Source organism: Buchnera aphidicola (Pemphigus populi), from assembly GCF_964058935.1.
GTDB lineage: Bacteria > Pseudomonadota > Gammaproteobacteria > Enterobacterales > Enterobacteriaceae > Buchnera_C > Buchnera_C aphidicola_D.
This window is the reverse complement of the sequence record NZ_OZ060372.1, coordinates 1-15,064: the sequence shown is the minus strand read 5'-3', so window position 1 is coordinate 15,064 and position 15,064 is coordinate 1. Positions and strand designations below refer to the sequence as shown.

Here is a 15,064-nt window from a genome sequence, read left to right as displayed (position 1 = left end):
GATCACGTTTATCTAGAAGAAACAGTTAAAAAAATACGTAATTTAGCACGTCTACGAGCTAAAATATGACGACCATTTTTAGTGGCCATACGAGAACGAAATCCATGTAAACGATTTCTTTTTAAAATAGAAGGTTGAAAAGTACGTTTCATAATTATTGATTACCTAATTTTATTAAATCTCTCAATGCATAAAAAAATAAAAATATTTATTTTTTATAATAATAGTAAGGATAATAATTCTTCTTTATTCAGTCAATAAACTTTATCTGAATTTTTCAGTATCAAAATTGATCGATACGATTGGTTATAAATTATATATCGCATAAAAAATTTTAAAATGTTCAAAATTTTTCTTCTGATATAATATTTCATTAGAAAAAATTATTGAATTTAAGATATATAAAAATAAATTTTTATAAAAATATTGCTACATAAAAATAATATCACAGTAGATATAAAAGAAAAATTTTACTAAATATTCATTTATTAAATATTAATATTGCATAATGTAACTATAGTAAAAAATAATAAATATAAAAAAATTTAAAAATCGTTTATATATAAATATATGAATGAATGTATTCATTATTTTAAATAATTTTATTTCTTATTGATTTTGTTTATTTGGAGTCAATCCGTGTCGCTTTCACTTTGGCAACAATGTCTTGCCTGCTTACAAACTATTCTTCCACCAACAGAATTTAGTATGTGGATACGCCCACTTCAAGACAAATTAAACGAAAATATGTTAGAATTATCTGCACCTAATCGATTTGTTTTAGACTGGGTAAAAGACAAATATCTTAAAGATATTAATGAATTACTATATAATTTCTGTGGTCAAAATGCACCTTTGCTAATATTTAGAGTAAAAGGAACCTACAATGGAAAACACATTAGAAAATTAATAAAATTCCACCATCAATACAAAAAACAATCTCTTATGTGGGACAATATATCCATATCAAAAGAAATATCTTATTGTTCTAATATTAATAAAAAAAATAAATTTTCCAATTTTATATTAGGAAAATCAAATCAACTTGCACGTACTGCTACATATCAAGTGGCTGCTAAACCTGGAATTTCATATAACCCACTATTTTTATATGGAGCAACAGGATTAGGAAAAACACATTTATTACATGCTGCAGGAAATAACATAATAAAAAATCAATATAACGCAAAAGTTGTTTATATGCGTTCTGAACGTTTTGTACAAGACATGGTAAGATCCTTAAAAAACAATACAATAGATGATTTTAAAATATATTACCGTTCAGTGGACGCATTGCTAATTGATGATATTCAATTTTTTGCAAATAAAGAACGTTCTCAAGAAGAATTTTTTCATACCTTTAATTCCCTTTTAGAAGGTAATCAACAAATAATATTAACCTCTGACCGTTATCCTAAAGAAATTAATGGAGTTGAAGATCGCTTAAAATCGAGATTTGGATGGGGTTTAACTATTGCTATTCATCCTCCTGAATTAGAAACTAGAATTGACATTCTTATTAATAAAGCACAAGAAAATAACATTCAGTTACCGGATGAGGTTGCTTTTTTTATTGCAAAAAGATTAAGATCAAATGTACGCGAATTAGAAGGTGCTTTAAATCGTATAATGGCAAATGCAAATTTTACTAGTCGAATAATTACAGTAGATTTTGTACGTGAAACTCTAAAAGATTTATTTAAACTACAAGAAAAATTAATAACCGTAGAAAAAATTCAAAAAAAAGTTGCAGAATATTATAAAATAAAAGTATCTGATTTATTATCTAGACGTCGTTCTCGCTCAGTTGCTCGACCGCGACAAATAGCCATGGCGGTATCAAAAAAACTAACTAATCATAGTTTACCTGAAATTGGTGATGCTTTTGGAGGAAGAGATCACACAACAGTACTCCATGCCTGTCGAAAAATAGAAAAACTTCGCGAAGAAAATCATGATATTAAAGAAGATTTTTCTAATTTAATTCAAATATTATCTTCATAATCTGATGAAATTTACTATAGAAAAAAAAGATTTATTAAAAGGTCTACAACAGGTTGGATCCTTATTAGTCAAAAACCAATCCTTTCCCATGCTTGAAAATGTATTAATGGAAATAAAAAAAAATATACTATCTTTAACTGCTACTAATTTAGAAACAGAAATTATTACTAAAATACCGATAAATAATGTTTATCAAACAGGAAAAACTGTTATTTCAGGAAAAAAATTATTAAATATTTGCCGTAGTTTACCATGTAATACAATTATACAAATAGAGGAAAATATTAATAAAATTAATATTATTTCACAAAATAGTTTTTTTTCATTATTATCAATACCACCAAAAAATTTTCCTAATGTATATCATTTTACACACGAAAAAGAATTCTATATCTCCCAAAATACTTTTAAAAAAATGATTTACACTACTCAATTCTCAATGGCTAATCAAGATATACGCTATTATCTTAATGGTATGTTGTTGGAAATTAAAGAAAATAATCTTCGTGTTGTGGCGACAGACGGCTACCGTATGGCTATATGCAATGCATCTATTAATTTCTCAATGTCTTCTTATTCAATTATATTACCTAGAAAAAGTGTTTTAGAGTTGACACGTTTACTAAATAACGATCAATCTTTATTACATATTGTGATAGGAAAAAATAATATTAAAATAAATATAGAAAATCTTATATTTACATCTAAATTAATAGCTGGAATTTTCCCAAATTATAATTCTATTTTATTACATAACCCAATTAAGATTATTACAGTAAAAATTAGTATATTAAAAGAATCATTATCAAGAGTAGCTATTCTATCTAACCCAAATATTCATGGGGTCCATCTACATTTAAATTACGGAAAGTTAGAAATCAGTACTAGAAATCAAGAAGAAGAAGAAGCTAAAGAAATTATTGATCTTGTTTACTCTGCAAATATAAACTTTAGAATAAATATTAATGTAAATTATATTTTAGATGTACTAAACGTATTTACCGGTCAAAATGTTCATTTTTTAATGCAAAAAAATGCTTCTAAAATTCAAATCGAAGAAGATAAAAAATCTTCTGTCTCCTATATTATAATGCCTTTATATCTTTAAAATAAAAGAATATATCTCTATTTTATTTTAAAAAATATTGTTTTTAAGGAAAAATTAGTGCGAATTATATAGTAATATAATTACTAAAATTCTTCTATCTTAAGATTAATAAATATTATTTAATCATCAATTTTATTAAAAAACAAATATATTTCATTATTTGAAATAAAATTAATATTTTTAATATTAATAAAAATATTAATATCACATAATGAATCAACTAAAAGAGGTTTTATGTCTCATTCTTATAACTCATCGAGCATTAGAATACTAAAAGGTCTGGATGCAGTAAAAAAACGTCCTGGTATGTATATTGGAGATACCGATGATGGCACCGGATTACATCATATGGTTTTTGAAGTAGTAGATAATGCTATTGATGAAGCATTAGCTGGATATTGCACAGAAATAATCGTAACTATAAATTATGATGACTCAATTTCAGTAAAAGATAATGGAAGAGGAATTCCTATTGATATTCATCCTGAAGCAGGCATATCTGCTGCTGAAGTTATTATGACAGTACTTCACGCAGGAGGTAAATTTGACAACGAATCTTATAAAGTATCAGGGGGATTACACGGAGTAGGTATATCTGTAGTCAATGCATTATCTGAAAAGTTAGAATTAAATATTTACAGAAATAGTAAAATATACCAACAATTCTATTCTCATGGAACTCCTAAAAATAGTTTATGCATTATAGGAAAAACTAAAATGACAGGTACAGAAGTAAGATTCTGGCCCAATCGTCAAATATTTTCTAATATTACTACATTCAAATATGAAATTTTATCAAAAAGATTACATGAATTATCTTTTCTTAACCCCGGCATAGAAATTCACCTAATAGATATAAAAAAAAACATAAACGATAACTACCAGCATCAAGGTGGAGTAAAATCTTTTATTAAATTTTTAAGTAAAAATAAAACTCCTATCCATATAAATATATTTTATTTTACTGATAAAAAAGAGAATATTTCAGTAGAGATCGCAATGCAATGGAATAACTCTTTTCAAGAAAATATATATTGTTTTACTAATAATATCCCACAAGAAGACGGAGGCTCCCATTTAGCAGGTTTTAGAACAGCAATCACTCGTACATTAAATACTTATATGGAAAAAGAAGGATATAATAAAAAAACAAAAATTACGGTTACAGGAGATGATACTCGTGAAGGACTCACTGCTATTATTTCAGTAAAAATTACTGATCCTAAATTTTCCTCTCAAACAAAAGAAAAATTAGTATCATCTGAAGTCAAATCAATTGTAGAATCTCTAATGAATGAGCACCTCTTGGGATACCTTTTAGAAAATCCACAAGATGCTAAAAATATTACAAATAAAATCATAGACGCAGCTCGATCTAGAGATGCTGCAAGACGAGCAAGAGAAATAACTAGAAAACAAGGATCTTTGGATATAAATGGATTACCTGGAAAACTTGCTGACTGTCAGGAAAAAAATCCTGTATTATCTGAAATCTATTTAGTAGAAGGAGATTCCGCCGGAGGTTCTGCAAAACAAGGAAGAAACAGAAAGAACCAAGCAATTTTACCTCTTAAAGGAAAAATATTAAATGTAGAAAAATCTAGTTTTGAAAAAATGCTTTCTTCTCAAGAAATTGCCACCCTTATTACAGCATTAGGATGTGGTATAGGAAAAAATGAATACAATTTAACTAAACTAAGATACCACAGTATTATTATTATGACAGATGCTGATATCGACGGTTCTCATATTCGAACTCTATTACTAACGTTCTTTTATCGACAAATTCCAGAAATCATTGAAAAAGGATATCTTTACATTGCTCAACCACCTCTTTATAAAATAAAAAAAGGAAAAAAAGAACGCTATATAAAAGATGATGAATCTATGAAAAAATATCAAATAAAAATAGCGTTAGAAGACGCTACTTTACAAATTAAAAATAATAATAAAGAGTATATTCATACTAATACATTAAAAAAACTAATTACAGAGTATAATAACGTACAACAAACAATTCTCTCTATTAGAGAGCAATATCCATTGGTTATACTAAAAGAACTAATTTATCAACCTGCTTTATTTTCTTTAAAGAAAAAAGAAATAGTACAACTTTGGGTAAATAAATTGATTTATGACCTAAATAAAAAAGAAAAAAATAATTATATTTACACTGCTGAAGTTAAACCTAACAAAAATAATGAATTATTCATACCAATAATAAAAATTGAAAACAATACATCAATAAAAACATGTAAACTAGAAAATATTTTTTTTCAAAGTGTAGAATATAGAAAAATTTATAAGATACATGAAATAATATCTCAATTAATAAAACAACAAGCGTATATAAAAAAAGGAGACACCCAATATCCTATTGATAACTTAGAAAAAATATTAGAAAAATTAATAAAACAGGCTCAAAAAAATATTTCTATTCAACGTTATAAAGGATTAGGAGAGATGAATCCAGAACAATTATGGAATACCACCATGAATCCAGATACCAGAAGAATGCTTCAAGTAAATATTAAAGATGCACAATCTGCAAATAAATTGTTTTCTACACTAATGGGAGATACAGTAGAACCAAGAAGACATTTTATAGAAAAATATGCCTTACAAGTAGAAAACATCGATATTTAAGAAATACTGAATATAAAGTTTTTTCTACTAAAATAGGTATTTTAGACTATATAAAATATATGATGTATATCAATGATATACTAAAAAAACTATTTTTTAAAAATATTAAAATACACTAAGATGCGACAGGAACAAATCAAAAACCTGCCGCTAAAAAGCTGTACTATTTAATTCTTTTCATCATTTGAATAATACGCAGTTTTGCTAACGCTTCAGTCAATTCTTTTATCATTTTTTTATTATAAAAATCAGATTTATCTTTTTTTATATTTTTTTCAGCTTGCTGTTTTTCTTCTATAATAAGATTATAATCTAAATCTAATGCTCGAACAGCAATATCAGCTAAAACAGTAATTATAGAAGGTTGAACTTCTAAAATACCACTAGAAATATAAACATATTCTTCTTTATCTAAATGATTTAAAAAATAAATATATCCCGGTTTAATAAACGTTAACAAAGGTGCATGTCCTGGATATATACCCAGTTCTCCCTCGCTGCCAGATATTTGAATTTTTTTCACTAAACCAGAAAAAATACTTTTTTCAACACTAACTATATTCAATTGACAAGTCATTATAATTTTCCCAAAAACACCAGATAATTTCTTTATAAAGAGATTTTTTTTGCTTTTTCTATCGCATCTTCAATAGTACCAACCATATAAAATGCTTGTTCAGGTAAATAATCACAATTTCCTGCTATTATTTCTTTAAAACCAAAAATAGTATTTTTTAAAGATACGTATTTTCCTGGAAAACCAGTAAATACTTCTGCTACAAAAAAAGGTTGTGATAAAAAACGTTGTATTTTCCGTGCTCGTGATACCAATAATTTATCTTCTTCCGATAACTCGTCCATACCTAATATCGCTATGATATCTTTCAATTCTTGATATCTTTGTAGAATTGCTTGTACAGATCTTGCTGTTTCATAATGATCAATACTTATAACATTAGGATCTAAATGACGACTAGTAGAATTCAAAGGATCAACAGCAGGGTATATTCCTAAAGTGGCTATCTGTCTACTTAGAGTTATTGTTGAATCTAAATGTGCAAACGTTGTAGCAGGAGAAGGATCAGTTAAATCGTCAGCAGGAACGTATACAGCCTGAATAGAAGTAATAGAGCCTTTCTTTGTCGATGTAATACGTTCTTGTAGAATACCCATTTCTTCAGCTAATGTCGGTTGATATCCAACAGCAGAGGGCATACGCCCTAACAAAGCTGATACTTCCGTTCCAGCTAATGTATAACGATATATATTATCAATAAACAATAAAACATCCCTTCCTTCATCACGAAATTTTTCTGCTAAAGTTAAACCAGTAAACGCTACTCGTAATCGATTTCCAGGAGGTTCATTCATTTGACCATAAACCAATGATACTTTATCTAAAACATTCGATGCTTTCATTTCATGATAAAAATCACTACCTTCACGTGTTCTCTCTCCAACTCCTGTAAATACTGAATAACCAGAATGTTCAATAGCAATGTTTCTAATTAACTCCATCATATTAACTGTTTTACCAACACCTGCTCCTCCAAATAAACCTACTTTACCACCTTTTGAAAACGGACATATTAAATCAATAACTTTAATACCTGTTTCTAAAATATTTTGGGAACTAAGCAGTTCTTCATAACTGGGAGCTGGTCTATGAATTTCCCAATACTCCGTTTCTCTCTTATCTTTTTCTACTATTTCTCCTTTCATATCTATAGGATTTCCTAAAACATCTATGATACGACCTAAAGTTGCCGTTCCAACTGGAACCTTAATGGCATGTTTTAGATCAATTACCGATAATCCTCGTTTCAAACCATCAGATGAACCCATAGCTATTGTTCTAACAATACCTGAACCCAACTGCTGTTGTACCTCTAATATTAAGTGCGTGTCTTTATTTTTAACTTCTAAAGCATTATATATATGGGGAATTGATTCTTGAGAAAACTCTACATCAACTACAGCACCTATAATCTGAATAATTTTTCCTACAGACATTCTTAAAACCTCAAAAATTATTAATTTAACTGAACTGCAGAAGCTCCTGAGATAATTTCAGTTAGTTCTCTTGTGATACTGGCCTGACGTGTTTTATTGTAAATTGATTGTAATTCCTGGATAAGATTTCCACTATTATCAGTTGCCATTTTCATAGCTATCGTACGTGCTGCTTGTTCGCTAGCTATATTTTCTAATATAGCTTGATATATTTGAGACTCAATATAGCGATTTAATAAAATATCTAAAAGTAATTTAGAATCAGATTCATATAAATAATCCCATACCGGATATAAATCTTTTTTCTCGGCACACACATTAGATAAAGGTAATAACTGCGTAATAATTGGACTATGTGTTATAGTATTTTTAAATTGATTGTTTGCTAAAAATAATTTATCGATAGCATTATGTTTATAAGATTCTAAAATGATTCTAATCGAATTAATAAAGTTAGATAATCTAGGTTTATCTCCCATATTAGCAACTGTAGCAACGATATTACTCTTTAACGCACTAAAAAACATTATCCCCTTCAAACCAAAAATAATAAGATCACACATAATATTTTTATTTGCGTATTTTTGTATCTGAACTAATATTTTCTTAAAAAGATATGTATTCAAACTTCCACACAATCCTCGATCTGTTGATATAATTACCAAACCAATACGCTTAGTCACTCTGTTTTCTAAATATGAATGTTCATATTCTAAGTTACCTTGAATAAGATGATTTATAACTTTTTTTATCATTTTAGCATACGGACGTCCTGCACGCATTCTTGCCACTGTTTTTCTCATCTTAACAATAGAAATCATTTCCATGGCTTTAGTAATTTTTTTTGTATTTTGTATACTGTTAATTTTATTATGAATTTCTCTTTCTACTGCCATATTAAATCCTTAAAAAATACTATATATTTTTTAAAAAAAATTACCAAATTTGAGAAGACTTAAATTTTTCTATTAATGTTTTTAACATCTCTTCTATATGATGATCTAATATTCCATCATGATTAATTTTTTCCATCAAATTAGAGTATTGTTGATTAGAATAATTTAATAATTGTTCTTCAAAAAATGTAATTTTTTCTAATTGGATATTATCAAGAAATCCTCGATCTGCAGCAAAAAAAAGTACTGCTTGTTCCGCGATTGAATATGGATCATATTGCTTTTGTTTCAATAATTCAGTTAATTTTTTACCATACATTAATTGTTTTCGCGTTATTTCGTCTAAATCAGAAGCAAATTGAGAAAAAGATGCTAATTCTCTATATTGAGCAAGAGCAGTACGAATTCCACTAGATAATTTTTTAATTATATTACTTTGCGCTGCACTGCCGACACGAGATACAGAAATACCTGGATTTACCGCTGGACGAATACCCGAATTAAATAAGTTAGATTCTAAAAAAATTTGACCATCAGTAATAGAAATTACGTTTGTAGGAACAAAAGCAGATACATCACCACCTTGAGTTTCAATGATAGGTAAAGCTGTTAAAGAACCTTTTTTACCTTTTATTTTCCCTTGAGTAAAATTTTCAACAAATTTTTTATTAACACAAGCTGATCTTTCTAACAATCGAGAATGCAAATAAAAAATATCTCCAGGAAATGCTTCTCTACCTGGTGGACGTCTCAATAACAAAGAAATTTGTCGATAAGCAATGGCATGCTTAGATAAATCATCATAAACTATTAAAGCATTTTCACCTAAATTTCGAAAATATTCTCCCATAGTACAACCAGAATAGGGAGCTAAATATTGTAATGCAGCAGCCTCAGAGGCAGAAGCTACAATCACAATTGTATTCGATAAAGCGTCATAATCTTCTAATTTTTTCACAATATTAGCTACAGTTGAATTTTTTTGTCCTATCGATACATAAATACATTGAATCCCTGATTTATTCTGATTAATAATGGTATCTATAGCTAAAGCTGTTTTTCCTGTTTGACGATCACCAATAATTAATTCACGTTGTCCAAGTCCGATAGGTACCATTGCATCTATAGCTTTATAACCTGTTTGAATAGGTTGAGTAACTGCTATTCTATCAATGACACCTGGTGCATTCGCTTCAATAGGAGAAAAACCATCATTTTTAATAACACCTTTCCCATCAATAGGTTCACCCAGAGTATTAATTACTCTACCTAAGAAATTTCTTCCTACTGGTACTTCTAAAACACGACCAGTACATTTTACTCGAGTATTTTCTTTAATATGAGTATAAGGGCCCATAACAATGGCACCTACGGAATCTTTCTCTAAATTCAAAGCAATGGCATACTGATTTCCAGGTAATAAAATCATTTCTCCTTGCATCACATCAGATAAACCATATATTTTTATGATTCCATCACCTACTGAAATTACTGTGCCTTCATGATAAACTTCATTCAATATCTTAAATTGAGCTATACGTTGCTTAATTAATTCACTAATCTCACTAGAATTTAAATGCATACTTTTATAATTCTCTCAATAATTTAAAAAAACATCCAATTGTTTCAAACGACCACTTAAAGACATATCAATTACGATATCATTTACTTTAATAATAAAACCACCAATAATAGAACTATTAATACTGTTTTTTAAATTAATATTGCTATTAAATTTTTTTTTTAAAAAAACAGAAATGCGATTAAGTTGGCATTCATTTAACGCATACGATGATATAACATCCGCTTCCATAAACTTATTATATGTATTTTTTAAAAAAATGAATTCTGACAAAACATCTTTTAATAAATGTAATCTTTTATTTTGAGCCATTATTTTAATTAAGTTTCGAAATTTTGGATTTAGTTGATCACCACATAGCGTTATAAATACATGTGCTACAAATCTAGCTGATAAAACACCTGAAAGAAGACTATTCATTTTCTCATCATTAGCAATTTGAACAGAAAAGAATAACATTTTTTGCCAATTATAAAATGCTTTTTCCTCTATAGCTAATTCAAATATAGATTTTGCATAAAGACGAGCGATACTATTACATCGATACATCAACAATTCAATATTCCTTATAAGTGAGCAATTAATTCATTGATAATATCATTATTTTCATTTTTTTTTATAGATCTTTGTAATATTTTTTCGGCCATTAAAAAAGCTATTCCCCCTACCTGTCGACTTAATTCTTCACGCAATTTTACACGTTCTAATAAAATATCTGAATGCGCTTTTAGCATCAATATATTTCTTTCTTTCTCTGCGTTTATTCTAGCTTCTTCTAAAATAATATTACGTTGTTTTTTTGCTTCATTAATCATTTTTAATGCTTCTTTTTTTTGATCTTCTATTTCTTTTTTTATTTTATCTTGATCTAGTTTTAAACTTTCTCTTTCTTTTTTAACAAAATTTAAATTGTCTGAAATATATTTCTGTCTTTTTTCTATAGTCATTAAAATAGGAGGCCAAATATATCTCATGCAAAACCAGACAAATAAAAAAAATGAAATAGCTTGCCCTATAATGGTGGAATTAAGATTCACAATGTTATACCTTAATTTGTTTAAAAATAATTTTTAAATCTTTGCATTATTTTAATAATGCAAAGACTCTTTGTTAATTTTTATTTAACTGTAACCTGCTTATTAAAGCAATAATACTCAAACTAAGCAATAGCAAACAATATATATAAAGCAAGACCAACTGCTATCATTGGAATAGCATCTACTAAACCCATAACAATAAAAAACTGAGTACGTAATAACGGAATTAGATCTGGTTGTCGAGCTGAACCTTCTATAAATTTACTACCTAAAATTCCAATACCAACAGCCGCTCCTATCGCAGCTAATCCGATCATGATAGCAACTGCTATATAAATCATATCTGGACTTAAATTTTCCATGATAACCTCCAAATTATACTTAATATATTACTTTTAATCAGTGCTTTTTTGAAGCCATTGATAAATATACAATAGTTAATACCATAAAAATAAATGCTTGCAGTGAAATAATCAAAATATGGAAAATTGCCCAAGGTACAGTCAGAATCCATTGTGCCCACCATGGAAGTAAACCGGAAATCAAGATAAAAATCATTTCTCCTGCATACATATTACCAAATAATCGTAGTCCTAAAGACAGTGGTTTTGATAATAAATTAACAATTTCTAATATAAAATTTAAAAAGAAAAAAAATGGATAATTAAATGGTTGCATCGTTAATTCTTTTAAAAAAGAAACTATACCTTTTATTTTAAAACTATAAAATAAAATTAGTATAAAAATACTAACAGACATAGAAATAGTAATATTAATATCTGAAGATGGGACCGTACGTAAAGATAAAAAATGAAAGCAATATTTGCCAATTAAAGGGAATAAATCTACAGGAAATAAATCCATAAAATTCATGAGAAAAACCCATACAAATACCGTTAATGATAAAGGTGCAATTAAATTATTTTTATTCCTATATATATCTTTTACATTACCATTAATAAAATCGAAAATTAGTTCAACTATTGATTGTAACTTATTGGGTACACTAGTAGTCATATTTTTAGCTATTTTATAAAAAAAAATAAGAAACAAACAACCCAATAAAATAGAAAAAAAAATGGAATCAAGATTTAATATCCAAAAACTATTTGCAGAAATTTCTGCTGAAGGAACTATTTTAAAAGTACATAAGTCTATCTGTAAGTGATCTAAATGATGACTGATATATTGTTGAGAATTTAATATTTCTCCTAAATCCATTTTGACTCCCATATTTTATTAATTAATAAATAATACCTATTAATTTAAAATAAATAAAAATATTTACATACCTAAATTTTAAAATTAATAATCTAGATATATAGTATTTTTTATTATTATATAAAATTATTTAATGAAAAATTAATGTTCATTAATAAAATTAATTTTTTATATAAAACTCATATTAAATGTCAATTTAACCATTAATAGTTTATTTATATTAAATACCATATGAGTTATATAATATATAAAATATTCAGAAAATTTTTAAATAAAATAAATATAATTTTAAATAACATAATAATTAAAATTTATGACAAATATCATCATCCATTTAAATAAAAAATAATTATAATATTTATTATATAAAATAAATTATGAAAAATACTATAATAATATTATTTAAAGATATTAAATACTAATTAATATATATTTATAATACTTTAAATATAATAAATATAAAATTTTTCATATCAATTAAAATATATGCATCATCAAAATATAATTTTTTTAATAAAGTATTTTTTTATAATAATTTTTTTTAATATAAATTAGTAAAATAGAAATTGCTGCTGGAGTAATACCTGAAATGCGTGATGCTTGACCAATAGAAAAAGGCTTATAACGATTTAATTTTGCAATTACTTCATTCGATAAACCTATTACATCTCGGTAATCTAATATGTCTGCTAAAATTGTATTTTCATGACTTAAATGTCTACTAATTTCTTCTTTTTGACGAATAATATAACCTTCATATTTTATTTGAATCTCAACTTGTTCTGCAGATTCATAATCTGATAATCCTGGACCAAAAAAAGGTAATTTCATTAGATTGTGATAAGTTACTTCAGGTCTCTTTAATAGATCTTTAGCATTAGAACATTTTATTAATTCTTTTTCTAAAAAATTATTTATTTTCTTTATTGCAGAAGAATTAGGAGAAACTTTTAAATTCATTAATCGATCAATTTCTGTATTAATTAGAATAAATTTTTCATTATAACGCTTCCATCTCTTATCATCTATTAAATTTAATTTTCGACCTATTTCTGTTAAACGTAAATCAGCATTATCTTCTCTTAATGTTAATCTATACTCTGCTCTTGCAGTAAACATTCTATAAGGTTCTTTTGTTCCTCTAGTGCAAAGATCATCTACCAAAACACCTAGATAAGCTTGACTCCTTAAAGGAAACCAAGATCCCGAATCAGATGCATGTAAAGCAGCGTTTAAACCAGCTAATAAACCTTGGGCAGCAGCTTCTTCATAACCGGTTGTCCCATTTATTTGTCCAGCAAAGAACAAACCTTGAATTAATTTACTTTCTAAAGTAGGCTTTAAATCTCTAGGATCAAAAAAATCATATTCAATTGCATATCCCGGTTGTGTTATTTTTGCATTTTCTAAACCCTTAATTGATTGCACAAATTGATATTGAATATCCAATGGAAGACTAGTGGATATCCCATTGGGATAAATTTCATGTCCGGTCAAACCTTCTGGTTCTAAAAAAATTTGATGCGCAGAACGATGAGAAAAACGAATCACTTTATCTTCAATTGAAGGACAATAACGAGGACCAATCCCTACTATTTCTCCTGAATAAATTGGACTTTGATGTAAATTTTTTCTAATAATATCATGTGTCACTTCATTAGTATGAGTAATATAACAAGGTACTTGACGAGGGTGATCCAATCTATTCCCTAAAAATGAAAATACAGGTAAAGGTAAATCTCCTTTCTGAACCAAAAGATTTTTAAAATCTATAGTATTTTTATCAATACGTGGAGGAGTACCCGTCTTTAACCGATTAACTCGAAAAGGTAAATTACGTAAACGTTGTGCTAAAATAACGGAAGACGAATGACCCATACGACCACCACTGTGCTTCTTATTAAGACCAATATGAATTTGACCCCCTAAAAATGTTCCTGTCGTTAAGACAACAGATCTCGCATAAAATTTCATTTCTGTCTTTGTAATCACACCTTGAATACAATGATTTTTAATAATTAGATCATCCACTTCTTGTTGTAAGACTAACAAATTATTTTGATTTTTTAAAGCATTCTTTATCATATAAGAGTATAATTTTCTATCAGCTTGTGCACGAGTCGCTCTTACAGCAGGACCTTTTTTAGAATTAAGAATTCTAAATTGAATACCAGAATGATCAATTGCTGTTGCCATAATCCCTCCTAGTGCATCAATTTCTTTAACTAAATGACTTTTACCGATACCACCTATAGCTGGATTGCAAGATAAAACACCTAAGCTCTCCATATTTTGAGTTAATAGAATAGTTTTATATCCCATTCTTGCAGAAGCCATCGATGCCTCTGTACCGGCATGTCCTCCTCCAATTATAATCACATCAAAATGATTAGACATTCAGTAAACCTTACTTAAGGTATAAAAATATTAAATTTATTTCTCATAATACAGAAAATAACATCAATATGAAAGAGATATATTTAGTTTAAGAGTAATTAAAAAAGATATAAATATCTTTAACTTCTTTTTTCTTTCTTTTATATCTTTAAAAGATAAA

General features: G+C 27.3%; 13 protein-coding genes. 3 read left to right on the top strand and 10 right to left on the bottom strand.

Going from position 1 to position 15,064, the window contains the following annotated elements:
• Positions 1-8: 8 nt before the first annotated feature.
• A complete protein-coding gene (rpmH, locus tag AB4W65_RS00065) occupies positions 9-152 on the bottom strand; it encodes a 50S ribosomal protein L34 (protein ID WP_367673610.1) in 144 nt (47 codons plus the stop codon).
• Between the two features lie 487 nt (positions 153-639).
• On the opposite strand from rpmH, the gene dnaA reads away from it, so the two are divergent.
• The 3 genes from dnaA (at position 640) to gyrB (ending at position 5,758) form a co-directional block, all read left to right on the top strand.
• Positions 640-2,004: a chromosomal replication initiator protein DnaA gene (gene dnaA, locus AB4W65_RS00060; RefSeq protein ID WP_367673609.1), complete on the top strand. Its 1,365-nt coding sequence runs from the start codon at positions 640-642 to the stop codon at positions 2,002-2,004.
• Positions 2,005-2,008: 4 nt separating this feature from the next.
• Positions 2,009-3,112: a DNA polymerase III subunit beta gene (gene dnaN, locus AB4W65_RS00055; protein WP_367673608.1), complete on the top strand. Its 1,104-nt coding sequence runs from the start codon at positions 2,009-2,011 to the stop codon at positions 3,110-3,112.
• Between the two features lie 234 nt (positions 3,113-3,346).
• Positions 3,347-5,758 carry a DNA topoisomerase (ATP-hydrolyzing) subunit B gene (gene gyrB, locus AB4W65_RS00050; protein ID WP_367673607.1) on the top strand — a complete coding sequence of 804 codons (2,412 nt, stop codon included), beginning with the start codon at positions 3,347-3,349 and terminating at the stop codon, positions 5,756-5,758.
• A gap of 163 nt (positions 5,759-5,921) precedes the next feature.
• On the opposite strand, the gene AB4W65_RS00045 is transcribed toward gyrB, so the two are convergent.
• The 9 genes from AB4W65_RS00045 to mnmG all read right to left on the bottom strand — a co-directional run bounded on the left by AB4W65_RS00045 (position 5,922) and on the right by mnmG (position 14,904).
• Positions 5,922-6,341: a F0F1 ATP synthase subunit epsilon gene (locus AB4W65_RS00045; RefSeq protein ID WP_367673841.1), complete on the bottom strand. Its 420-nt coding sequence runs from the start codon at positions 6,339-6,341 to the stop codon at positions 5,922-5,924.
• Positions 6,342-6,367: 26 nt separating this feature from the next.
• Positions 6,368-7,771: a F0F1 ATP synthase subunit beta gene (gene atpD, locus AB4W65_RS00040; protein WP_367673606.1), complete on the bottom strand. Its 1,404-nt coding sequence runs from the start codon at positions 7,769-7,771 to the stop codon at positions 6,368-6,370.
• A 20-nt stretch (positions 7,772-7,791) separates the two neighbouring features.
• Positions 7,792-8,667, bottom strand: coding sequence for a F0F1 ATP synthase subunit gamma (gene atpG, locus AB4W65_RS00035; protein ID WP_367673605.1), 876 nt, complete (start codon positions 8,665-8,667; stop codon positions 7,792-7,794).
• A 40-nt stretch (positions 8,668-8,707) separates the two neighbouring features.
• Positions 8,708-10,249: a F0F1 ATP synthase subunit alpha gene (atpA, locus tag AB4W65_RS00030; protein ID WP_367673604.1), complete on the bottom strand. Its 1,542-nt coding sequence runs from the start codon at positions 10,247-10,249 to the stop codon at positions 8,708-8,710.
• Positions 10,250-10,264: 15 nt separating this feature from the next.
• Positions 10,265-10,798 carry a F0F1 ATP synthase subunit delta gene (locus AB4W65_RS00025; RefSeq protein WP_367673603.1) on the bottom strand — a complete coding sequence of 178 codons (534 nt, stop codon included), beginning with the start codon at positions 10,796-10,798 and terminating at the stop codon, positions 10,265-10,267.
• 17 nt (positions 10,799-10,815) lie between these two features.
• Positions 10,816-11,286 carry a F0F1 ATP synthase subunit B gene (locus AB4W65_RS00020; protein ID WP_367673602.1) on the bottom strand — a complete coding sequence of 157 codons (471 nt, stop codon included), beginning with the start codon at positions 11,284-11,286 and terminating at the stop codon, positions 10,816-10,818.
• Between the two features lie 122 nt (positions 11,287-11,408).
• Positions 11,409-11,648 carry a F0F1 ATP synthase subunit C gene (gene atpE, locus AB4W65_RS00015; protein ID WP_367673601.1) on the bottom strand — a complete coding sequence of 80 codons (240 nt, stop codon included), beginning with the start codon at positions 11,646-11,648 and terminating at the stop codon, positions 11,409-11,411.
• Positions 11,649-11,685: 37 nt separating this feature from the next.
• Complete coding sequence (gene atpB, locus AB4W65_RS00010) at positions 11,686-12,507, bottom strand: F0F1 ATP synthase subunit A (RefSeq protein ID WP_367673600.1); 822 nt, start codon at positions 12,505-12,507, stop codon at positions 11,686-11,688.
• A 510-nt stretch (positions 12,508-13,017) separates the two neighbouring features.
• Positions 13,018-14,904: a tRNA uridine-5-carboxymethylaminomethyl(34) synthesis enzyme MnmG gene (gene mnmG, locus AB4W65_RS00005; RefSeq protein ID WP_367673599.1), complete on the bottom strand. Its 1,887-nt coding sequence runs from the start codon at positions 14,902-14,904 to the stop codon at positions 13,018-13,020.
• Between the last annotated feature and the right edge of the window lie 160 nt (positions 14,905-15,064).

Coding starts and splice junctions, on each gene's coding strand:
- AB4W65_RS00025 (WP_367673603.1), bottom strand. CDS start 10,798: ATGTATCGATGTAATAGTATCGCTCGTCTTTATGCAAAATCTATATTT.
- gyrB (WP_367673607.1), top strand. CDS start 3,347: ATGTCTCATTCTTATAACTCATCGAGCATTAGAATACTAAAAGGTCTG.
- atpA (WP_367673604.1), bottom strand. CDS start 10,249: ATGCATTTAAATTCTAGTGAGATTAGTGAATTAATTAAGCAACGTATA.
- atpD (WP_367673606.1), bottom strand. CDS start 7,771: ATGTCTGTAGGAAAAATTATTCAGATTATAGGTGCTGTAGTTGATGTA.
- dnaN (WP_367673608.1), top strand. CDS start 2,009: ATGAAATTTACTATAGAAAAAAAAGATTTATTAAAAGGTCTACAACAG.
- mnmG (WP_367673599.1), bottom strand. CDS start 14,904: ATGTCTAATCATTTTGATGTGATTATAATTGGAGGAGGACATGCCGGT.
- atpE (WP_367673601.1), bottom strand. CDS start 11,648: ATGGAAAATTTAAGTCCAGATATGATTTATATAGCAGTTGCTATCATG.
- rpmH (WP_367673610.1), bottom strand. CDS start 152: ATGAAACGTACTTTTCAACCTTCTATTTTAAAAAGAAATCGTTTACAT.
- atpG (WP_367673605.1), bottom strand. CDS start 8,667: ATGGCAGTAGAAAGAGAAATTCATAATAAAATTAACAGTATACAAAAT.
- atpB (WP_367673600.1), bottom strand. CDS start 12,507: ATGGATTTAGGAGAAATATTAAATTCTCAACAATATATCAGTCATCAT.